Source organism: Streptomyces sp. NPDC051822 (genome assembly GCF_044452745.1).
Taxonomy (GTDB): domain Bacteria; phylum Actinomycetota; class Actinomycetes; order Streptomycetales; family Streptomycetaceae; genus Streptomyces.
Genome location: NZ_JBITBZ010000001.1, coordinates 835,835 through 856,484 on the forward strand (window position 1 = coordinate 835,835; position 20,650 = coordinate 856,484).

Here is a 20,650-nt window from a genome sequence, read left to right on the forward strand (position 1 = left end):
TTAGCCTGTGACCTGCCGGAAAGCGAAATCCGGCCCGGCAGGCCGACCACGGGGCTCAGTCGTCGTCGCCGAGGACCGGCTCGGGCAGCGTGCCCGCGTTGTGCTCCATCAGCCGCCAGCCACGGGCGCCCTCACCGAGGACCGACCAGCAGCAGTTCGAGAGGCCACCGAGGCTCTCCCAGTGCTGGGACTCCAGGTCCAGGAGCCGGCCGATGGTGGTGCGGATCGTGCCGCCGTGACTCACGACGACGAGCGTGCCGTCCTCGGGAAGCTTGTCGGCGTGCTCCAGGACCACCGGGGCGGCCCGGTCGGCCACCTCGGTCTCCAGCTCGCCGCCGCCCCGGCGCACGGGCTCGCCGCGCTTCCAGGCGGCGTACTGCTCGCCGTACCGCGCGACGATCTCGTCGTGGGTCAGCCCCTGCCACTCCCCCGCGTACGTCTCACGCAGCGCGGAGTCGTGGGCGACGGCGTGTCCGGTGAGCGCGGCCAGCTCGGCGGCGGTGGCCGCCGCCCGCTTCAGGTCGGAGGCGACGATGGCGTCCGGCCTCAGCGAGGCGAGCAGCCGTGCGGCCCGGCGCGCCTGGGCGACACCGGTCTCCGTCAGCTCGATGTCAGTCGAGCCCTGGAAGCGGCGCTCCAGGTTCCAGGAGGTCTGGCCGTGGCGCCACAGGACGATACGGCGGCCTCTGCCGCCCTTGGTGGTGCTCAGCGCAGCTCACCGTCCGCTTCGTCGGGGAGGCCGGCGGCGTGGTCGTTGAGGTCGACACCGGTCAGTTCGGCGTGCTCGGCGGCCTTGCCGCGGGTGTTGCGCGCGTCCTCGGGAAGCGGCAGCTCGGGGCAGTCCTTCCACAGCCGCTCCAGGGCGTAGAAGACCCGCTCCTCGCTGTGCTGGACGTGGACGACGATGTCGACGTAGTCCAGGAGGATCCAGCGGGCGTCCCGGTCGCCCTCACGGCGGACGGGCTTGGCGCCGAGGTCCTTGTTCAGGCGCTCTTCGATCTCGTCGACGATCGACTTGACCTGGCGGTCGTTGGGCGCGGAGGCGAGCAGGAAGGCGTCGGTGATCGACAGCACATCACTGACGTCGTACGCGATGATGTCGTGCGCGAGCCGGTCGGCGGCCGCCTGAGCGGCGGCGTTGACGAGTTCGATGGAGCGATCCGTGGCGGTCACATGCAGGCTTTCGTCGGCGGTCCAGTACCCCTCCAGGGTCTCACGGACCGCCGACGGCCCTGCCAACGTTTTACGGAGCGCCTTTACGGAGCCCCCCGGACCTCGTAGTCCCGGCCCAGGACCACGGTGACCGCGGCCGATGCCGAGGTCTTGCCCTTGACGACCGAGCGGGCCGGCAGACCCAGTGTCTTGGCGACCTCGGCAGCCGTCGCCTTCTGGGCGTCGTCACCGTAGACGACCTGCGACTTCTCCTGGGTGGCCGTCTCCGAGCCGCCCACGAAGGCGTAGCCGCCGTTGATCAGGACGACCTTGGCCGCCTCTGTCGCCTTCTTCCCGGAACCGTCCCGCACCGAGACGCGGGGAACGTCGCCCGCCTCGGGAGCGGTGACCTTTCCGCCGAGGATGTCCTTCACCACACTGCCGCCGGCGTCCTCGGTCAGCGTGCCGTCCTGCGCGACCGGGAGCAGGGCCGTCTTGTGGTCGCCGATCTTGGCGTGCTCGGCGAGCCTGGCCAGGGAGGCGGCCAGGTCCTTCTCGGGGAGCGAGGGGTCGAGGATCTGCTGGAGGGTCTCGATGGTGACCGTGGCGGCCTCCGGGTCGGAGGAGATCTTCCGCAGGACGCCCAGCAGGACCTGCCCGAAGCGCTGGAGCTGCTTGGCCTCGGCCTCGCCGGGTGCCCGGTAGGTGGCGTAGGCGACGGCGGCGCGGCCGTTCAGCCCCTGCTTCTCGCCCTTCCTGACGAGCGGCTCGGCGCCCTTCTTGGTGTCGGGCACGTCCGTGTCGGTGTCCGTCTCGATACCGCTGACGGTCTCGACGAGGTTCTCCAGGTACGGGGTGTCCAGGCGCCAGGTGCCGGTGATCCGGGTGCCGAGGAGATTGTCGATGGCCTCCCGGGTCCCGCCGGCCCCGTCGTCCTCGACCGATTTGGCGAGGGTCGTCACGGAGCCGTCTCCGGCGGCGACGAGGACGGAGTTGGGGAGCAGGACCGTGGTGCCCTGGCGGGTGCTGGTGTTGTTCACGAGCAGGGCGGTGGAGGTGCCGCCGCTCTTGAGGTCGTGCAGATGGATGACGATCGTGTCGCGCTTCTGCGGGCCGGTCGCGGTGTTCCCCTGCGGCTTCTCCTCGGACGAGCCGGGGAGCAGACCCGCGGACCAGAGGTAGCCGACGCCTCCCACGACCGCGAGGACGAGCACGACGACGAGTGCGACGATCCGGTTGCGGCCGCGCCGCCTGGCCTCCTCGCGCCGTTCCGAACGGCTCTCGGTGAACTTCAGCCAGTCGATGACGTCCTCGGAGTCCTCGTCCGGCTCCTCGATGAACGAGAACTGCTCGGTGCGGTACTCCCGCCCCTCGCCATGACCACGGCCGTCGCCGTCGCCGTCGGCGGACGGCCGGGCCGGAGCGGTCCGCTCGGACGCGGGGCGCTGCCCGGGAACGCCGGCCGGGGCGGCGACGGGCGCGGCCGGAGCCGACGGGGCGACCGGCGCGGCCTGCGGGGGTGCGGGGGCGGGCTCGGCCTGGGCGGCCCACTGCTGCCCCGTGTCGTAGGAGGGGTAGGCGTAGCCCTGCTGCCCGTAGGGGTCGTACGGGTCGTACGACTGCTGCTGAGGCTGCTGGGGCTGTTGCTGAGGCTGCGACTGCTGCTGCTGCTGCTGCTGCTGCTGCTGAGCGTACGGGTCATACCCGTACCCCTGCTGCGACTGCTGCGACTGGCCGTAGGGGTCGTAGTGCTGCCCGGGCGCCTGCTGCGGCGCCTGCTGCTGGTACACCGGCTGCCCGTACTCGTCGTAGCCGATGATCTGCGGCTGCGGATAGTACGGGTCGTACGGATGCTGCTGATCGTTCACCGGTGCCCCTCCCCGAAGCTCACGCGCCGCGGTACAACTGGCGCTTGTCGATGTAGCGCACCACGCCGTCTGGGACCAGATACCAGACGGGATCGCCCTGCGCGACCCTGGCCCGGCAGTCGGTGGAGGAGATGGCGAGCGCGGGGACCTCGACCAGCGACACCCCGCCCTTGGGCAGTCCGTCGTCGGTGAGGTCGTGGCCCGGCCGGGTGACGCCGATGAAGTGGGCGAGCGAGAACAGCTCCTCGGCGTCGCGCCAGGTGAGGATCTGCGAGAGGGCGTCGGCCCCGGTGATGAAGAAGAGGTCCGAGTCGGTGTTGAGGGCGTGCAGGTCCCGCAGGGTGTCGATGGTGTAGGTCGCACCGCCGCGGTCGATGTCGATCCGGCTGACCGAGAACTGCGGGTTGGACGCCGTCGCGATGACCGTCATCAGATAGCGGTCCTCGGGGGCCGACACGGCCCTGTCGCTCTTCTGCCACGGCTGCCCGGTCGGCACGAACACCACCTCGTCCAGGTGGAACAGGGCGGCGACCTCACTGGCCGCCACCAGGTGTCCGTGGTGGATCGGGTCGAAGGTTCCGCCCATCACCCCGAGTCGGCGCTTCCCGCGCCCGCCAGTAGGCATTTCCTGCTCTCCCATGCGTGCAGAGCCTACTGGCACGGCAGCGGACGCCTGATCAGGGTCGCCGGTTCAGCGGTCGCGGTTGAAGCGGGTCGTGATCCACAGCAGCAGCATCAGGGCACCGAAGGCGCCGAAGCCGGTGAGGTAGGGGCTGAGGCTTTCGTGGTTGCCGCCGTGCTCGGCGCCCTCGGCGAGAGAGACCAGGTTGGCGGCGGTGCTGTGGAGGCTCATCTTCGACAGACCTATCGATCGGGGATGGGAGCGGAGACTTCGCGCACATCGTATGCGGGCCGTCCCGACGCACTCACGCCGACTCAGGCGTTGGCGTCCCGCCACGTGCCGCCGTCCGCGCCGCGCCGACGCTGTCGTCGTCCGCGGTGCCGGGGTTATCCACAGGCCCCGGCACTCGATGGCGCCAACGCCTAGGCTGGGGTGCGTCAGGGGGACGAGCACCGACTCGTAAGAACAGGGGGCATCCATGACCGAGAACGACCAGGGGAACGTGCCGAGCAGGCAGCGGAAGCGGTTCCCCGGCATCTCCTCGCGGGCCTACGAGCATCCGGCCGACCGCTCGGCGCTGGTGGCGCTGCGCAAGCTCAGCGGCTTCGACACGGTCTTCAAGGCGCTCAGCGGACTGCTGCCCGAGCGCAGCCTGCGACTTCTCTTCCTCTCGGACTCCGTCCGGGTGAGCGACGCGCAGTTCAGCCATCTCAACGACATGCTGCGGGACGCCTGTTACATCCTGGACCTGGAGAAGGTCCCGCCGATGTACGTGACGCAGGACCCGAAGCCCAACGCCATGTGCATCGGTCTGGACGAGCCGATCATCGTCGTCACCACCGGTCTGGTGGAGCTCCTCGACGAGGAGGAGATGCGGGCGGTCGTCGGCCACGAGGTGGGACACGCCCTCTCCGGGCACTCCGTGTACCGCACGGTACTGCTCTTCCTCACCGGCCTGGCGCTCAAGATCGCCTGGATTCCGCTGGGGAACGTGGCGATCATGGCCATCGTCACGGCGCTGCGCGAGTGGTTCCGGAAGTCGGAGCTCTCCGCCGACCGGGCCGGGCTCCTCGTCGGGCAGGACCCGCAGGCATCGATGCGCGGTCTGATGAAGATCGCCGGCGGCAACCACCTCCACGAGATGAACGTGGACGCGTTCCTCGCGCAGGCCGACGAGTACGAGAAGGCCGGGGACCTGCGGGACTCGGTCCTGAAGATCCTCAACGTGCTGCCGCGCACGCACCCCTTCACCACCGTCCGGGCCGCGGAGCTGCGGAAGTGGTCGGAGAGCCGCGACTTCCAGCGGATCATGGACGGTCACTACCCGAAGCGCTCGGAGGACAAGGACACCTCGGTCACCGACTCCTTCCGCGAGTCGGCGGGGCACTACGCCGACACGGTGCGGACCAGCAAGGATCCGCTGATGAAGCTCGTCGGGGACATAGCCGGGGGCGCCGGTGACCTGGCGGGCGACCTGGGCGGCCGGCTGCGCAGCCGGTTCGGCGGTGGTCAGGGCCCGGCGAAGCCGGCCGACGGCGGGACGCCGTCCGCGGACGACAAGGGCGGCGAAGGCGGTCCGCGGAGCGCCTCCGGGGACGGTCAGAGCGAGGGCTGAGCGCTCGGGGCCAGCGCCCCGCACAGCGAGGGCGCGGCGGGGCGGCCCGTGGCATACGGGTCGGTGACCGCCGGGCCGCCGCCCGCCTCGGGGACCCGTGCTCCGGCGAGGAGGGGCTTCAGGGAGCCGGTGGTGTCCGCGCCGCACGCCTGGGGGCCGGCCTCGGCAGTGCTGGTCACCAGCTCGGCGCGGTGCATGCGCAGGTCCTCCCGGTCGAAGCGGAAGTGCACCTCGCGGTGGACGGTGAAGAGGGACGCCCCGGCGACCGGTCCCGCGCCCTGGACGGCCGGGCGTACGGCATAGGTGTACGTGTGGTCGGCGGTGACGTCCAGCGTGTCGGGGCTGGTCTCCTCGAAGCGGAGGGTGCCCTGCACGCGGACGGCGGGGTCCGCGAGGGCCACGTGCCGGGGGTCGAAGCGGACGAGCCAGCCGGCGAGGGCGTGGCGGCCGTCGTCGGCCGGTGTCTCGACGCTCCGGTCGAACTGCTGCAGCTGGTCCGGATCGATCAGCAGGCGCGCGGGCCTCACGGTCGCCCCGGACAGCACGTCGGGTTCGAGGGACGAGGCCACCAGGTAGTCCTTGGCGATGCTGAGGGCGGTGACGACCTGGCTCTCCGCGAAGTGGGTGGTGCGTCCGACGACGGGCAGGTTGATGCCGGCGGCCCCCGTGCGGTGCTCGGCGGCCGGGCTGTGGTCGAGGAGCCGGGCGGGCACGCCGCCCGCGACGGGGCCCTGGGGGGCGAGCGGGACCACGGTGGTCCTGAGCGGCTCGGCCCGCTGGTCGACGGGGGGCTGGTACGGGTTGCGGACGCCCAGATAGATGGCGGTGCCGAAGGCGAGGAGGATCAGCAGGACGAGCAGGACGGCCTGTCGGGAGCCGCTGCGGCCCTCCCCGGAGCCGGAGTACGAGCGGCTGCGGACGGCCGCGGAGTGCTCACCCAGCCGTTCCTGGGCCGAGAACTCCTGGAGACGGGCAGCACGGATGAACGCCTCGTCGAAGACGACGGATCGGTACTCGTCCTCACCACCGCCGGGGAACCCCTCGGGCGTCCCCTCAGGCGGGTCGCCACGCCCTGCCATACCTTCAGGGTAGGTCTGCGGGGGCCTCGGTAAACGCCCAGGTACACGCCAAGTGCGGAAGAATTCCGCCGTCAGGGCTATTCGGCGGACGCCGAGCGGGCCACGGGTGCGCGGGCGGCCGGTGGGGCCGGTGGGGCCGGGTTGGGACTCGGGGTGTCGACGCCGGTGGTGGCCGGCGGGGGGACCGGGTCCTGGCGGTTGGCGGCGGCTCCCCGGTAGACGGCGCTGAAGGCCAGGGCGACCATGCCGATCCCCATGAGGAGCGCGAGGAGCCAGGCGACGGGCCGGTGCCACCGAGGGCTGCCCCGGTAGGGCCGCAGGGCGCCGCCGTGGCGTCCGTAGGGGCTGGCGTCGTCGCCGATGTCGTCAGGCTCGTAGGTGAGGCCGCTGTGGTCGTGGGAGCCCTCGTAGGGGTCGTCCTCGCCCGGTCCGCCGCCTGCGCGGGCCTTGGCGGCCTCCGCCTCGGCGCGGGCCTGGGCGGCTGCGAGGAGGCGCTCCACGGCGGTCGGCTCGTGAACGGCCGCGGCCCGCACGAAGTCCTCGTCGAACACCACGTCGGCGTAGACCTCGTCGGCGCCTCCGCGGTCGACAGAGTCCTCGGGGTCCCCGCCGTCCTGGAACGGCCTGCCCCCCACGTCGTCCGGCACGGATTCAGAGTAGACCCGCGAGGTGGTTTTGGGCAGGGAGAGTGCGAGACCTCCCCGCCCGTACCGAAAGGAGTGTTTACCGCACGTGACCGTCACCGGTGACGATGTACTTGGTCGAGGTCAGCTCCGGAAGGCCCATGGGGCCGCGGGCGTGCAGCTTCTGGGTGGAGATCCCGATCTCCGCGCCGAAGCCGAACTGTCCGCCGTCCGTGAACCGGGTGGAGGCGTTCACGGTCACCGTGGTGGAGTCGACCAGCTGGGTGAAGCGGCGGGCCGCGGCCTGCGAGGTGGTGACGATCGCCTCGGTGTGGCCGGAGGACCACGTCCGGATGTGCTCGACGGCCTTGTCGAGGGAGTCGACGACGGCGGCGGCGATGTCGTACGACAGGTACTCGGTCTCCCAGTCCTCGGGGGTGGCCGGTACGACGGTGGCCTTGGAGCCCTCGGCGAGGGCGAGGACCCGCTCGTCGGCGTGGACGGTGACGCCGGCCTCCGCGAGGGCGTCGAGGGCCCTCGGCAGGAAGGCCGCGGCGACGTCCTGGTGGACGAGGAGGGTCTCGGCCGCGTTGCAGACGCTGACCCGGTGGGCCTTGGAGTTGATCAGGATGTCGACGGCCATGTCGAGGTCGGTCTGCGCGTCCACGTAGACGTGGCAGTTGCCGGTGCCGGTCTCGATGACGGGGACGGTGGACTCCTCGACGACCGTCCTGATCAGGGAGGCGCCGCCGCGCGGGATGAGGACGTCGACGAGGCCGCGGGCGCGCATCAGCTCGCGGACCGACTCGCGGGACTCGCCGGGGACGAGCTGGACGGCGTCGGCGGGCAGGCCGGCGCCGCCGACGGCGTCGCGCAGGACCGTCACCAGGGCGGTGTTGGAGGCGTAGGCGGAGGAGGAGCCGCGGAGCAGGACGGCGTTGCCGGACTTGAGGCAGAGGGCCGCGGCGTCGACGGTGACGTTGGGGCGGGCCTCGTAGATGATGCCGACGACGCCGAGCGGCACGCGGACCTGGCGCAGGTCGATGCCGTTGGGGAGGGTCGAGCCCCGGACGACCTCGCCGACGGGGTCGGGCAGCGCGGCGACGTCACGGACGTCGGCGGCGATGGCGCGGACGCGCTCGGGGGTCAGGGTGAGCCGGTCGATGATCGACTCGCTGGTCCCGGCTGCCCGGGCCTTGGCGATGTCCTCGGCGTTGGCCTCGACGATCTCGGCCGTGCGGACTTCGAGGGCGTCCGCGATCGCCAGCAGGGCGTCGTCCTTGGCCGCGCGCGGGAGTGGCGCGATTTCGGCGGCGGCGCCACGGGCCCGGTAGGCGGCCCGGGTGACCGGGGAGAGGTTGTCGAGGGGCGTGAGCGAGGTCATGCCCGCAGGGTACTGGCAGCCCTGCGGACATCCCTCACGTATCCCGCACTCCGAGACGTGCGTCTCCGACCGCGGGACGCACGTCCCGGGACGGGTCTTCGCGGTTCAGTACGGGTGGACGCCGACCGGAGCGGCGGGCGGCGGGCCGTAGCCCTCCGCGATCCGCTGGTGGTAGGTCTCGCGGTCGATGACCTCGAGGCCGACGATCTCCCATGGCGGCAGCTTGGCGGTCTGCCGGTGCTCGCCCCAGAGGCGCAGGGCGACGGCCGCGGCGTCGTGCAGGTCGCGGGCCTCCTCCCAGTACCTGATCTCGGCATGGTCGTTGGCGTACCGGCTGGTCAGCAGGAAGGGGTGGTCATGGGCCAGCTGTTCGAGCCCGCGGCGCACCTCCTTCAGCGGTGACTCCACACCCGACACGCTGAGGGTGATGTGCCAGAGTTTGGACACGGGCTGTTCCCTGACGCGTGCCTCACGCGCCTCGCGAACCTCTCGTGTCTCGGTGGTGGTCTCGGTCTTTCTGTCCGTGGACCTGTCCCGTGCCTCGTCGAAGTCGGCTCCGGCCTCGACACTGGTCAGGGCGCGTTCGGCAGTCCCTCGGGGCGGTGCCCCTGGGCGCGCTCGTCTCACCGGCGGCCTCCTGTGTGATGCGTGTGGTGCTGTACCCCGCCCTGCTCTCTTACCCCCGAGACAAAGTTGACCAGTCCGAGGCGGCACGTGGGGCGGTTTTGGTAAACGTCCCTTCCGGATGGCCGCACTTTCAGCCGTTTCAGGAGGGGAGCGGGGGGTCAGCGGATGACGACCAGGTCGTCGCGGTGGACGACCTCGCGCTCGTACTCGGGTCCGAGCGCCTTGGCGAGCTCGGGGGTGGAGCGCCCGAGCATCCGGGGCATCTCCTTGGCGTCGAAGTTGACGAGACCGCGGGCGACGGCCCGGCCCGCGGTGTCGCGGAGTTCGACGGGGTCGCCGGCCACGAAGTCGCCCTCGACGCCCGCGACACCGGCCGCGAGCAGGGACTTCTTGCCCTCGACGACCGCTCGCACGGCTCCGTCGTCCAGGGTGAGGGAGCCCTGCGGGGTGGAGGCGTGGGCGAGCCAGAGGAGCCGGTCGGCCGAGCGGCGGCCGGTGCGGTGGAAGTACGTGCCGGTGTCACGGCCGGCGAGGGCGTCGGCGGCGCGGCTCGCGGAGGTGAGGACCACGGGGATGCCGGCGGCCGCGGCGATCCTGGCGGCCTCGACCTTGGTGACCATGCCGCCGGTGCCGACGCCCGCCTTGCCGGCCGAGCCGATCTCCACGTGGGCGATGGACTCGGGCCCGGTGACCTCCGTGATCCTCGACGTGCCGTGCTTGGACGGGTCCCCGTCGTAGAGACCGTCGACGTCGGAGAGGAGGACGAGCAGGTCGGCGCGGACCAGATGCGCGACGAGGGCGGCGAGCCGGTCGTTGTCGCCGAAGCGGATCTCGTCCGTGGCGACGGTGTCGTTCTCGTTGACGACGGGCAGCGCGCCCATCGCGAGGAGCTGGTCGAGGGTCCGGTACGCGTTGCGGTAGTGGGCGCGCCGGCTGGTGTCGTCGGTGGTGAGGAGGACCTGTCCGACGCGGACGCCGTAGCGGGCGAAGGAGGCGGTGTAGCGGGCGACGAGGAGGCCCTGGCCGACGCTGGCGGCGGCCTGCTGACGGGCCAGGTCCTTGGGGCGGCGGGTGAGGCCGAGCGGTGCGAGACCCGCGGCGATGGCGCCGGAGGAGACGAGGACGATCTCCTTCTCGCCACCGCTGCGCACCTTGGCGAGCACGTCGACGAGGGCGTCGACGCGGTCGGCGTCGAGTCCCCCGGAGGCCGTGGTGAGCGAGGAGGAGCCGACCTTGACGACGATCCTGCGGGCCTCCGTCACGTACTGCCTTGCCACGTCCGTCTGTCCCGTCACCCGCGTCGTCACCTGTGCCGCCACCTGCGTCGTCCTCACTCGGCTTTCCCGCGCGCCGCATGGTTCTCGCCGGCCGCGGCTGCCAGGCAATCTACGCGAGCCGGGAGGGCTGCCGCTCGTCCGTTTCGGTCCCTGGACCGGGGTCGGCGGGATCCGTCCCGGTGTTCCGGGGGACGAGGATCCGCTGGGAGATGAGGTAGGTGAACGGGATGGCGACGACCGCCGCGACGAGGGGCGCGATCCTGTCGTCCATTCCGGCCCAGGTGACGAGCGCGTACAGACCGACGCTCTGCACCAGGTAGTTGGTGACGTTGGTGAGGGGGAAGAGGGCGAACTTCTTCCAGGTCGGGCGGGTGCGGTAGGTGAAGTAGGTGTTGAGGAAGAAGGAGCCGATCATGCTGAGGAGGAAGGCGAGGGAGTACGCGGCGAAGTACGGCATCCAGGGGTGGAGCAGCAGGTAACACCCGAAGAAGGTGCCGGTGTTGACCCCGCCGACCAGGGCGAAGCGGAGGATCTCGGCGAACCGTGCGCGCCGCGCCGTGCGGGGGCCGTCGCCCATCAGTGCTCCCGCTCGGTGGCCGGGACGCGGATCCGCTCGGCGGCGGCGCGTTCGGCGGCCCCGCGCCCGAAGGAGCGGTGGGTCTCCTTCACGAGGAAGTGCGGCCGGCGTTTGGTCTCGTAGTAGATGCGGCCGATGTACTCGCCGATCAGGCCCAGCATCACCATCTGCACGCCCCCGAGACCGACGATGATCGCGACCAGGGTGACGTAACCGGGGGCGGTGACGCCCTGGCTGAGGGCGGCGGCGGTCACCCAGACGGCGTAGACGGCGGCGAGGCCGGTGAGCATCATCCCGAGCCAGAGGGCGATGCGCAGCGGACGGTTGTTGAAGGAGATCAGCCCGTCCATGCCGTAGTTGACCAGGGAGCTGAACTTCCACTTCGTCTCACCGCCCTCGCGTGCGGCGTTCTGGTAGTCGAAGGTGACGGTGTCGAAGCCGATCCAGGAGAAGAGCCCCTTGGAGAAGCGGTTGTACTCCGGCAGCGAGAGCAGGGCGTCGACGGCGGGGCGGGACAGCAGCCGGAAGTCGCCGACGCCGTCGGTGAGTTCCACGTCGACCCAGCGGTTGACGGCCCGGTAGTACACGCGGCTGAGCGCGGAGCGGAGCTTCTTGTCCCCTTCGCGGGTCCGGCGCGCCATGACCTGGTCGTGGCCCTGGTGGTGCAGGTCCAGCATGCGCGCGAGGAGCTCGGGCGGGTGCTGGAGGTCGGCGTCCATGATGACGACGGCGTCGCCGGTGGACTTGCGGAGGCCGGCGAGCATGGCGGCCTCCTTGCCGAAGTTGCGGCTGAAGGAGGCGTACTGGGTCCGGTGCGGGTGCCGGGCGGCGATGGCGCGGAGCTTGTCCAGCGTTCCGTCGGAGCTGCCGTCGTCGACGTAGCAGATCTCATAGCCGACCGGCAGGGAGTCGAGCACCTGACGCATCCGGGCGTCGAAGCGGTCGACGACGTCCTCCTCGTTGAAGCAGGGGACGACGACGGAAAGCCTGGTCATGAACGGTCACTCCAGAGGGATGGGCGAGAGTACGTCCTGAGGGACCGCCACCGAACTCTCCTTCGAGCAGCGCGGCCAGGGTACGGAGCGGCGGTGACCGCCCGGCGTCTCCCGAGTGACCACCCCCGGTCGGCATGTCGTCCATGCAGCAAAGCATGCGCGCCAGATATTGATATACCTGGCATTTTTACACCATTTGTCACCCATAGGGACGACCCTCGGGCCGGCGGGAGCGATCACGGTGAGCAGGACGACCATCTCGGAACGCGGTGACGCACGGAGACCGGAGGACGGAGAGGACACCGACGTCGACACCGACCACGGGGGCCGGCAGCGCCGGGCACTGAGCGGCGTCGCCCTCGTCGTCGCCGCCGGCACCGGGGCGCTGCTCGCGGTCGGCGCCTTCCTCGGCTTCTACGTCCGCCCCACGTCGGACGACTGGTGCGCCCTATGGAAGAGCCGGGACATGGGTGTCCTCGGCATCACCGCGGACTTCTACCGCACCCAGAACGGGCGCGTCACCAACGCCTTCCTGACCGGTCTGCTCTACTCCGACGACATGCGCGGGCCGAAACTGCTGCCCGCCTTCCTCGTGGTCGCGCTCGGCGTCGGCCTGTTCCTCCTCGCCCGGGAGGTGCTGCGCGCCCTGCGACTGCCGCTCCCGGTGGTGGCGACCGCGGCGGCGGTCCTGATGCTCGAAGCCCTGCTGTTCTTCGCCGGTACGCGCGCGTACCAGGTCCTGCTCTGGGCGCCGGCCACGATCTCCCACACCGTGCCGAGCGTGATCGGGCTCTGGACCGTGCTCGGCGCCGTCCGGGCCGCGCGTCGCGGTGCGCGGTGGGCCAGGAGCGCGGCGGTGGTCTCGGTGCTCCTGGTCGGAGCGGCGGTCGGCATGCTGAGCGAACCGTTCGCCCTGGTGGCCGGGGTGTTCGCGGTCACCGTGGGCATCCTCTGCCTGCCCCGGTTCGGCTGGGCGCGGGACAGATACGTGTCCACCTGGTGCGCGGCGGCCTGCCTCGGGCTCCTCTGCGGCCTCGTCCTCCTCTACACCTCACCGGGCGCGCGCTGGCGCCGCGCCCAGCGTCCGCAGGAGCATCTGTCGGCCGAGGGGATCGGGGAAGCGCTCCGCGACTGGTGTCGCCTCTGGCTGACGATCGGCGGCCAGTGGGCCTATCTGGGAGCCGTCGCCGTCGGCGCGCTGCTCGGCCTGGCGCTCGCCGCCGCCGGCCCCCACCGGGCCGGGAGCGCCCGGCGCCGCCCCACGGGCGTCCGCGCGCACGCCCTGTTCCGCGCCGCCGTGCTCCTGCCGCTGCCGCTGATCGGCCTGGCCTCGCTGGCCGTCGTGTTCGGACTGCGGAGCGGGTACGGAGACGGCGGATGGTCGTACGGCCGCGCCTGGGTGAGCTTCCTCCTGCCGCTGCTGCTCGTCCTCTGCGCGTACGGGGCGTGGGGCGGCCACCTTCTCGGACGGCGCCTCCTGGCGCCCGCCCACCCCCGCCCCGCCGGGCGCGTCGCCGCCCTCGTGGCGGTCGGCGCGATCGCCGTCGGCAGCACGGCCGCCCTGGTGCGGCCGGTGTACGAACTGACCACGAGCACGGTGGTACGCGCGGTCGCCTGGGACCGCCAGGACGCCCGCATCCGGGGGGAGGCGGCGGCGGGCGCCCGCGAGGTCGCGTACCAGCCGCTCCTCATCGGACGCCTCAGCGAACCCCTCTTCGCGTCCTCGTACGAGCGGGACTGGGCGGCGCGGTGCACGGCCACGTACTACGGCGTGGACCGCATCCACCGGCCGTGACCCGCACAGGCCCCCACGCACGCGAAAGCGGGGCACCCCGCACCCGGGGCGCCCCGCTTCAAGAAGAACGTCAGACGGCCGCGCGGGCCGCGCGGTTCGCGCCCCAGCCCTCCCAGGCCGAGCTGATCATGGTGCGGACGTCGTGCTGCGCCTTCCAGCCCAGCTCGGACTCGATGCGCTCCGCCGAAGCCACCACACGGGCCGGGTCGCCCGGGCGGCGCGGGGTGACCACGGGCTCGACGCTGTGCCCGGTGATCTCGTTGATCAGGTCGACCATCTCGCGCACCGACACGCCCTCGCCGCGCCCGATGTTCAGGGTCAGCGTGGCGGTCTCGCCGGCCTCGCCCGCCGCGGCGAGCGCGCGGGCCGCGGCCAGGTGCGCGTCCGCGATGTCGGCGACGTGGATGTAGTCGCGGATGCAGGTGCCGTCCGGCGTCGGGTAGTCGTCACCGAAGATGCGCGGGGACTCGCCGGCGTCGAGACGCTCGAAGACCATCGGCACCAGGTTGAAGACGCCGGTGTCGGCGAGCTCCGGGGCCGCCGCGCCCGCCACGTTGAAGTAGCGCAGGCAGGCCGTGGACAGGCCGTGGGCCTTGCCGACGGCGCGCGCCATCCACTCGCCGACGAGCTTGGTCTCGCCGTACGGGCTGAGGGGCAGGCACTCGGTGTCCTCGGTGACGAGGTCCACGTCGGGCATGCCGTAGACGGAGGCGGAGGAGGAGAAGAGGAAGCTCTTCACGCCCGCGGAGGCCGCCGCGTCCAGGATGGTCTGGAGACCCGTCACGTTCTCGTGGTAGTAGAACAGCGGCTTCTCGACGGACTCGCCGACCTGCTTCTTGCCGGCCAGGTGGACGATGCCCTTGATCTGGTGCTCGCGCAGCACGCGGTCGAGGAACGCGCGGTCGAGGACCGTGCCCTCTTCGAGGACGATGCCCTCGGGAAGACGTGCCGGGTTGCCGGTGCTGAGGTCGTCGACCACGACGACGTGCTCGCCGCCCTCGGTCATTGCTTTGACGACGTGGGAACCGATGTAACCGGCGCCGCCGGTGATGAGCCAGGTCATTCCGACAGTGTAGCCACAGCCTCCGGGCCCTCCCGGAGGCCGGGAAGTGGCCCCGGACACGCCGGAGCCCCGCCCTGACAGGTGGTCGGACGGGGCTCGGGGGTCACACGGGTCTAGCGCTCGATCTCCTCGAACGCCGCCTCCCACTGGTCGAGGACGTGCGGCAGCGCCAGGTGCGCGACGTGCTCGCGCCCGGCCCTGCCGTACCGCTGACGCATGTCGCCGTCGTCCATCAGCTCACCGAGCGCGGCGGCGAGCCCCGGCACGTCGGCCGGCGGCACCAGGGTGCCGGAGACACCGTCCGCGACGAGCTCCCGGACACCGCCGGAGACGTCGAAGCTCACACACGGCACACCGCAGGCGGCGGCCTCGGCCAGCGCCATCGGGCGGCCCTCGCGCTCACTGCTGATCGCGACGACGGACAGCTCGCGGTACGCGGCGGCCATGTCCTGCGCCGTGCCCCGGAAGACGACCTGCTCGGCGACGCCGAGGTCCTCGGCGCGCATCCGCAGCTCGTCCTCCAGCGGGCCCTCGCCGAAGAGGTGCAGCTCCCAGCCGTCGCGGCCCTTGTGCGCCTGCGCGAAGGCCTCGATCATCCGGTCGTACCGCTTGATCGGGTCGAGCCGGCCGACCGCACCGATCTTGCGGGTGTCGAGCGGGGCCAGTTCGTCCGGGAAGAACGGCAGCGGGTTCGGCATGACCCGCACGTTCGGCACGCGCTGGTTGACGAACTCGACGGCGTCGCCCTCGGAGAGCACCAGGGTCTGTTCGAGCGCCGGGTAGTGGCGCCGGATCAGGCCCAGGTTGGCGCTCCGCTTCGCCTGCGCGAAGGACTCGTGGTACTGCCCGATGCCCTTGAGGTGACGCCACTTCAGCGGCATGACCCAGTCCACCGCCCACGGCGAGCCGAAGACGACGTAGCCGTCCTCGACCTCGGCGAGCTTCCGCTCGAACTCCGCCCGCGCGTTGTCGCGGTCGGCCCGGGCCCGCCGGGCGTCGGCGCGCCGGGCCAGGCTGATCCGGTCGCCGACCGTACGCACGGGCGGCTTGGGCTCGGAGGGCGCCGGGTAGAGCGTCGAGTGCCGGTACGCGCGCGTGGCGTTGTACGGGAAGGGCTCCGGGCTCGGCCGGATGCCGATCAGCTCGACGCGGTGGCCCCGCTCCCCCATGCCCTGGGCCAGGGTGTGCAGCACCCGCTGGGATCCGCCCATCGAGTCGACGTCGATGCCGACGAAGAACACGTTGCGGACAGGGGATGCCTCACTCATGGGTGCCGCCTTCGAAAAAAGCATCGACCACCATCTTGCTGGCGTGGCCGGTCTCGTACGAGCAGAACATTTCCTGGAAGCGCGCGTACCGCTGGGCGTGGCGCTCCTGGGTGCCCTCCAGGTCCCGCACGGCGGCGGCGAGGTCCTCGGTGGTCGTCACCATCGGCCCCGGCGCGATCTCCTCGAGGTCGTAGTACGTGCCGCGGTCGCCGCCCTTGTACGCCTCGTAGTCGTCCGTGTAGAGGATGATCGGACGGCCCGTGTTGGCGTAGTCGAACATCAGCGACGAGTAGTCCGTGAGGACCGCGTCCGAGGCCAGCATCACGTCGTTGATGTCGGCGTAGGAGGAGCCGTCGCGCAGGAAGTGACCCAGCTCCGGGGCGATCGTGAACCGGTCGTACGGGTGGGTCCGCACGACGATGATCCACTCGTCGGACAGGTGCGGGGCCAGCGACTCGAAGTCCACGCGCACCGACTGACCGGTGCGGCGCGCCGCGTCACGGAAGGTCGGAGCGTAGAGCAGGACCTTCTTGTCGGCCGGGATGTTCAGCGCCTCGCGGACGGAGGCGGCCCTGGCCTGCTGCTCGGGCTCGGCCCAGCGCACCAGCACGTCGTTGCGCGGGTAGCCGGAGCGGATCAGGTCGGCCGAGACCTCGAAGGCCGGGACGAAGGTCCGCTCGAACTCGGCGCTCGGGCAGACGAGCGCGTCCCAGCGGCCCACCGCGGAGCGGAAGCGCCCCTTCTCGATCTCCGACGCGCCGCGCAGCGAGGGCACGTCGAAGCCCATCGCCTTGAAGGTCTGGCCGTGCCAGGTCTGCAGGTACCGGGTGCCCTTCGGCTTCGGGTACAGGTACGGCAGGTTGTGCGAGTCGACCCAGTAGGTGGCACGGGCCAGCGCACGTCCGTACGCGAAGCTTCCGCGCCTGACGAGGGTGACGTCCTCCGGGAAGGACGAGCGGTCGCCGGAGTACGCCCAGACCACGTCGATCGGGAGGTTCCGGCGCTTGAGCTCCTCGTAGATGTAGCGCGGGCTGTCCGCGTAGCCGCGGCCCTCCATCGCCTCGAACACGGCGAGGCTGCGCTTGCGCGGGAGCTTGGACACGGCGTCGTACGCGGTGGCCTTGCCCTCGTTGCCGACGAGGATCTTCCTGACCTTGCCGACCTTGCCCTTGGCCTTGCGGGCGTAGGGGCCGAGCGGTTCGAGGGACTTCAGGACACCGGACCGCTGCCAGGTCACCTCAAGGCGTCCGGCACCCTTCTGCTCCGCCTTGACGCGGAGGTGGTGGATGCCGAACGTGTGGTACGTGACGGTGGCGCGGAAGTCCGGCTGGTCGTGCTTCGCCAGCAGGATGTCCGTACGGCGGCCGCCGTCGCGCTCCAGGGAGACCACGGGGTGGCGTCGGGTCGCCACGCCCACCTTGCCGACGGGCACCTTGCGGAAGTCGAGCGCGGCCTTGGAGACGTACTGCCCCTCGCCCTCCGGGTGGAGGGTCAGCGGCACCGTGAGCGGCGTCTTGTGCGCGGCCAGCTTCACCGAGGCCTTGGTGCCCTCGGTGATCAGACCGGCCGGGTCGTACGTGCGGATCTCCAGGTGCAGGACCGGGCCCCGCATCGCCACGGAGGTCAGCTCGTGGCGGATGCGGCCGGTGGCGAGCACCTGGTCGCGCATGTACCACTCGCTGATGTCCAGCTCGGCGCGGCTCGCGTCGTCGGCGGGGGCGACGGCACCCCAGTAGGCGACCTCGCCGTCCTCCGTCACGAAGCGCGGGGCGAGCTGCGGCCGGCCCAGCTGGCGGGCGGCGACCTGGAGCTCGTCCAGACGGCCGGTGCGCAGCAGGTGGATGCAGATGCGCTCCTCGCGGGAGAGCCGGGCGTAGGTCTCGTCGGAGATCTCGTCCAGGTACGGGTTGACCACGTCGGCGAACTCGGCGACCCAGTCGGCGTCGCGGAACGGCAGGTCGCCCAGGTACAGCCGGAAGTCGTGCCGGAGGAACTTGTAGTCCTTCTCCGGGCGCAGCTCCGCGCGGCCGTTCTCCGTGAACCAGGTGTCGATGAGCCGGGCCACGCCGATGCGGTCCGCGACGTTCTGGATCTTGTGACGGCTGGAGGAGATGGAGACGCTCTCGGGCGCCAGACGCCAGGTGTAGACCGACCACGGGACGACGGCGAAGGTCTCCGCGAGCGAGAAGGCCTGCGCGGAGAAGAGCTGGTCCTCGTAGTGGATGCCCTCGGGGAAGGTGAGCGCGTTGTCCCGGATGAAGGCGGTCCGGTAGAGCTTGTTCGTCGACAGGTGGTCGAAGAAGTACTCGGGGCGCTCGGCGATGCCGTTCACGACCCGCTTCTCGGTGAAGAGGTGCGGGTACCAGAGGCCGGTGGTGTTCGACTCCTCGAAGAGGCGGGTCACCTCACCGGTGACGAAGTCGACGCCGGTCTCCTCGGCGACCAGCAGCAGGCTCTTGCACGCGTGCCGGGGCAGCTCGTCGTCGCTGTCGAGGAACATGACGTACGGCGCGCGCGCGACCTCGATGCCGCGGTTTCGGGGGGCGCTGCAGCCGCCGCTGTTCTGCTCCAGGCGTACGTAGCGCACGCGCGGGTCGGATGCCTCGAGGGCGCGAGCGACCCGCTCGGTGCCATCGGTCGAGCAGTCGTCGGCGATGATCACTTCGAGGTTGTTCAGGGTCTGGTCCAGAAGTGACCCAACCGCTCGCGGGAGCCGTTCCTCATCGTTGTAGACGATGACGACGACGCTCACATCAGGGACGTCGCTAGTCGGCATCCAAGTCCTCTCACAAGTGCGGGCGGCAACAACTGGCACGCGTTCCGGCCAGGCGCGGCGCTGCCTGCGCCATGGTCGATGGCGCACTACTGCCTTCAGTGGTGAAGGGTGCCGCCCCGCGTTTTCCATGGGCGCCACCCGGCGACCGGAAAGATTACCCGGCAGGAGGAATTGTTCCATACCTGCTCTCCCGGACCTTCGGTGATGTTCACCGCATCGCAAGCAGCCTCCGGAAGCGGCCCGACACCACCTGCCGGGCGCCGACCACACCGCCCGCGAAGCGCAGGACGAGCCCGCGCCGCGCCGACGCCACGACCTGGACGAGCAGCACCCTGCCCAGTCGCCCGAGGACCATGCCACGCCGGTCCACGGCTCCCTGCGGGGCTCTGACCTCGGCGTTTCCGATCGTTCCCGCCGCGCACCGCAGCTCCGCACGGAGCGACCAGGCGGCGAGCCGGCCCGCGCGGAGCAGCTTCGCGGTCGGCAGCGACACGGTCGCCGTCCAGCCCTCGTCGGTGGGGAGCAGCGGCGCGTCGAGGGCCACCTCGGCCGCGGAGACCCGCTCCGTGAAGACCACGCGCACGGCGGTGGGGCCCAGCTCGGCGACGCGCCCGTACAGATCGTGAACGGTCAGGGTCAGCCGGGTCGACGCGCCGACGGTCACGGAACCGTCCACGGCCACGGGCAGCTCGGCCGGCGCGATCTCCGCGAGACCCTCCAGGGGTACGTCGGCGGGCGCGGCGGCGAGGACCGGCGTGCCGTCCCCTGCGCGCGGGTACGGCGGGACGAGCCGGGGCAGGGGCGCGGCCAGCTCGACGAACCGCGTCAGCTCCCACCCCTCGGGCACGACGGCGAGCGCCGTGAGCGCGGCGTGCAGCCAGCGGGACGGCGCCTGGGCTTCGGCGACCGCTCCGGCCTCGAACCCGGCCAGGTGGGCGCGGGTGGCGGTCCACCAGTCGGCCCGGTAGGCGGCGGTCCGCTGCGGCAGCTCGCGCAGGTACATGGGGAGGTCGTAGTCGAGGAACTTCGTCTGCGCGGCGCGGGCGAGCGCGGGGCGTCCGGCCGTACGGAACACGTCGAGGACGGCGGCGTGCGCGGCGATCCGGTGCTCCCAGTTGGCCAGGGAGGCGCGGCGCAGCGAGATCGACAGGGTGGCGGCCTGCCGCCGCACGTGCCACACGTAGACGGGGACGTCGGTGACGGCGAGCCGGGGGGCGGCGGCCTGCACCCGGGCGCTGAAGACGAAGTCCTCGTAGTGGAAGGCGCCGTCGGGGAAGCGGATGGCGTGCCGGTCGAGGAAGTCGCGGCGGTAGAGCTTGTTGACGGAGAGCGTGTCGAGGACGAACTCCGGGTGCTTCTCGACGCCGTCGAGGACGGTGCCGGGAAGCGTGGCGCCCTGGGACACGTCGTACAGCGAGGGCGCCCAGACGGTCTCGCGGCCCTCGGGGAGCTCGCGTCGCACACAGATCCCGGCGACGACGTCGGCGCGCCGCTCGGCGGCGACGGCGAGCAGTCCGTCGACGGCTCCGGGCAGCAGCAGGTCGTCGCTGTCGAGGAACAGGACGTACGGGTGGACGGCGGCGGAGATGCCGTCGTTGCGGGGGGTGCCGCAGCCGCCGCTGTTCTCCCGCCGGATCAGCGGCCGTACCCGCGGCTCGTCGGCGAACCCGGCGAGCACCTCGGGGGTCGTGTCCCCTGAGGCGTCGTCGACGACGATCACCTCGCCGACCGCCTCGCCCTGGGCGAGGGCGGAACGGACGGCGTCGCCGACGTGCGCCGCGTCGTTGTACGCGATGACGATCACGCTGACGGCGCCGGCGCGCGCGGGGGTCTGCGGCTGCGGGGTCTCACTCACCCGTGAATCCTACGTGTCCCCCGAACGGCCTCCGGAGGGCCGGAGTCCGGCGAAACGCCCGGCCCTGCCCGCAC

The 20,650-nt window shown here is 71.5% G+C and carries 18 protein-coding genes; 2 read left to right on the plus strand and 16 right to left on the minus strand.

Annotated features, from left to right (window positions below):
- Positions 1-55 precede the first annotated feature (55 nt).
- The 5 genes from ACIA8N_RS03835 to ACIA8N_RS03855 form a co-directional block, all read right to left on the minus strand.
- Complete coding sequence (locus ACIA8N_RS03835; RefSeq protein ID WP_030550477.1) at positions 56-709, minus strand: histidine phosphatase family protein; 654 nt, start codon at positions 707-709, stop codon at positions 56-58.
- A complete protein-coding gene (gene rsfS / locus ACIA8N_RS03840; RefSeq protein ID WP_037630646.1) occupies positions 706-1,173 on the minus strand; it encodes a ribosome silencing factor in 468 nt (155 codons plus the stop codon). Before rsfS ends, ACIA8N_RS03835 begins: the two co-directional genes overlap by 4 nt.
- 83 nt (positions 1,174-1,256) lie before the next feature.
- The gene (locus tag ACIA8N_RS03845; protein ID WP_365786030.1) at positions 1,257-3,020 is read right to left on the minus strand and encodes a LytR C-terminal domain-containing protein; all 1,764 of its coding nucleotides are present in this window, start codon (positions 3,018-3,020) and stop codon (positions 1,257-1,259) included.
- 19 nt (positions 3,021-3,039) lie between these two features.
- The gene (gene nadD / locus ACIA8N_RS03850) at positions 3,040-3,660 is read right to left on the minus strand and encodes a nicotinate-nucleotide adenylyltransferase (RefSeq protein WP_030217516.1); all 621 of its coding nucleotides are present in this window, start codon (positions 3,658-3,660) and stop codon (positions 3,040-3,042) included.
- A 51-nt stretch (positions 3,661-3,711) separates the two neighbouring features.
- Complete coding sequence (locus ACIA8N_RS03855) at positions 3,712-3,873, minus strand: hypothetical protein (RefSeq protein ID WP_030550482.1); 162 nt, start codon at positions 3,871-3,873, stop codon at positions 3,712-3,714.
- 247 nt (positions 3,874-4,120) lie between these two features.
- On the opposite strand from ACIA8N_RS03855, the gene ACIA8N_RS03860 reads away from it, so the two are divergent.
- Positions 4,121-5,257, plus strand: coding sequence for a M48 family metallopeptidase (locus ACIA8N_RS03860; protein ID WP_365786033.1), 1,137 nt, complete (start codon positions 4,121-4,123; stop codon positions 5,255-5,257).
- Here ACIA8N_RS03860 and ACIA8N_RS03865 read toward each other — a convergent pair.
- The 7 genes from ACIA8N_RS03865 to ACIA8N_RS03895 all read right to left on the minus strand — a co-directional run bounded on the left by ACIA8N_RS03865 (position 5,242) and on the right by ACIA8N_RS03895 (position 11,819).
- Positions 5,242-6,336: a hypothetical protein gene (locus tag ACIA8N_RS03865; RefSeq protein ID WP_365786035.1), complete on the minus strand. Its 1,095-nt coding sequence runs from the start codon at positions 6,334-6,336 to the stop codon at positions 5,242-5,244. The genes ACIA8N_RS03860 and ACIA8N_RS03865 overlap by 16 nt on opposite strands.
- 77 nt (positions 6,337-6,413) lie before the next feature.
- Positions 6,414-6,983 (minus strand): hypothetical protein, encoded by a 570-nt coding sequence (locus ACIA8N_RS03870; protein ID WP_365786037.1) that lies wholly within the window; start codon positions 6,981-6,983, stop codon positions 6,414-6,416.
- A 76-nt stretch (positions 6,984-7,059) separates the two neighbouring features.
- A complete protein-coding gene (locus tag ACIA8N_RS03875) occupies positions 7,060-8,343 on the minus strand; it encodes a glutamate-5-semialdehyde dehydrogenase (protein WP_365786039.1) in 1,284 nt (427 codons plus the stop codon).
- Between the two features lie 105 nt (positions 8,344-8,448).
- The gene (locus tag ACIA8N_RS03880; RefSeq protein WP_359208764.1) at positions 8,449-8,970 is read right to left on the minus strand and encodes a hypothetical protein; all 522 of its coding nucleotides are present in this window, start codon (positions 8,968-8,970) and stop codon (positions 8,449-8,451) included.
- 158 nt (positions 8,971-9,128) lie between these two features.
- On the minus strand, positions 9,129-10,232 hold the full coding sequence (proB, locus tag ACIA8N_RS03885; protein WP_365786086.1) for a glutamate 5-kinase: 1,104 nt from the start codon (positions 10,230-10,232) through the stop codon (positions 9,129-9,131).
- Between the two features lie 124 nt (positions 10,233-10,356).
- Positions 10,357-10,824 (minus strand): GtrA family protein, encoded by a 468-nt coding sequence (locus tag ACIA8N_RS03890; protein WP_365786041.1) that lies wholly within the window; start codon positions 10,822-10,824, stop codon positions 10,357-10,359.
- Positions 10,824-11,819, minus strand: coding sequence for a glycosyltransferase family 2 protein (locus tag ACIA8N_RS03895; RefSeq protein WP_365786043.1), 996 nt, complete (start codon positions 11,817-11,819; stop codon positions 10,824-10,826). Before ACIA8N_RS03895 ends, ACIA8N_RS03890 begins: the two co-directional genes overlap by 1 nt.
- Positions 11,820-12,060: 241 nt before the next feature.
- Between ACIA8N_RS03895 and ACIA8N_RS03900 the strand changes: the two genes are divergently transcribed.
- A complete protein-coding gene (locus ACIA8N_RS03900) occupies positions 12,061-13,614 on the plus strand; it encodes a DUF6056 family protein (RefSeq protein ID WP_365786045.1) in 1,554 nt (517 codons plus the stop codon).
- Between the two features lie 70 nt (positions 13,615-13,684).
- Here ACIA8N_RS03900 and galE read toward each other — a convergent pair whose 3' ends face one another.
- The 4 genes from galE to ACIA8N_RS03920 form a co-directional block, all read right to left on the minus strand.
- Entirely contained in the window at positions 13,685-14,677 is a 993-nt protein-coding gene (galE, locus tag ACIA8N_RS03905; protein ID WP_365786047.1) for a UDP-glucose 4-epimerase GalE, read from the minus strand.
- Positions 14,678-14,790: 113 nt separating this feature from the next.
- The gene (locus ACIA8N_RS03910) at positions 14,791-15,945 is read right to left on the minus strand and encodes a glycosyltransferase (RefSeq protein WP_365786049.1); all 1,155 of its coding nucleotides are present in this window, start codon (positions 15,943-15,945) and stop codon (positions 14,791-14,793) included.
- The gene (locus ACIA8N_RS03915; protein ID WP_365786051.1) at positions 15,938-18,721 is read right to left on the minus strand and encodes a CDP-glycerol glycerophosphotransferase family protein; all 2,784 of its coding nucleotides are present in this window, start codon (positions 18,719-18,721) and stop codon (positions 15,938-15,940) included. The genes ACIA8N_RS03910 and ACIA8N_RS03915 overlap by 8 nt, the downstream gene beginning before the upstream one ends.
- Before the next feature lie 208 nt (positions 18,722-18,929).
- Positions 18,930-20,576: a glycosyltransferase gene (locus ACIA8N_RS03920; RefSeq protein WP_365786053.1), complete on the minus strand. Its 1,647-nt coding sequence runs from the start codon at positions 20,574-20,576 to the stop codon at positions 18,930-18,932.
- Positions 20,577-20,650: the final 74 nt, after the last annotated feature.

Bases quoted from the DNA above. Each gene is read 5' to 3' on its own strand.
- nadD (WP_030217516.1), bottom strand. From the start codon at position 3,660: ATGGGAGAGCAGGAAATGCCTACTGGCGGGCGCGGGAAGCGCCGACTC.
- ACIA8N_RS03855 (WP_030550482.1), bottom strand. From the start codon at position 3,873: ATGAGCCTCCACAGCACCGCCGCCAACCTGGTCTCTCTCGCCGAGGGC.
- ACIA8N_RS03860 (WP_365786033.1), top strand. From the start codon at position 4,121: ATGACCGAGAACGACCAGGGGAACGTGCCGAGCAGGCAGCGGAAGCGG.
- ACIA8N_RS03865 (WP_365786035.1), bottom strand. From the start codon at position 6,336: ATGGCAGGGCGTGGCGACCCGCCTGAGGGGACGCCCGAGGGGTTCCCC.
- ACIA8N_RS03875 (WP_365786039.1), bottom strand. From the start codon at position 8,343: ATGACCTCGCTCACGCCCCTCGACAACCTCTCCCCGGTCACCCGGGCC.
- ACIA8N_RS03890 (WP_365786041.1), bottom strand. From the start codon at position 10,824: ATGGGCGACGGCCCCCGCACGGCGCGGCGCGCACGGTTCGCCGAGATC.
- ACIA8N_RS03895 (WP_365786043.1), bottom strand. From the start codon at position 11,819: ATGACCAGGCTTTCCGTCGTCGTCCCCTGCTTCAACGAGGAGGACGTC.
- galE (WP_365786047.1), bottom strand. From the start codon at position 14,677: ATGACCTGGCTCATCACCGGCGGCGCCGGTTACATCGGTTCCCACGTC.
- ACIA8N_RS03910 (WP_365786049.1), bottom strand. From the start codon at position 15,945: ATGAGTGAGGCATCCCCTGTCCGCAACGTGTTCTTCGTCGGCATCGAC.
- ACIA8N_RS03915 (WP_365786051.1), bottom strand. From the start codon at position 18,721: ATGCCGACTAGCGACGTCCCTGATGTGAGCGTCGTCGTCATCGTCTAC.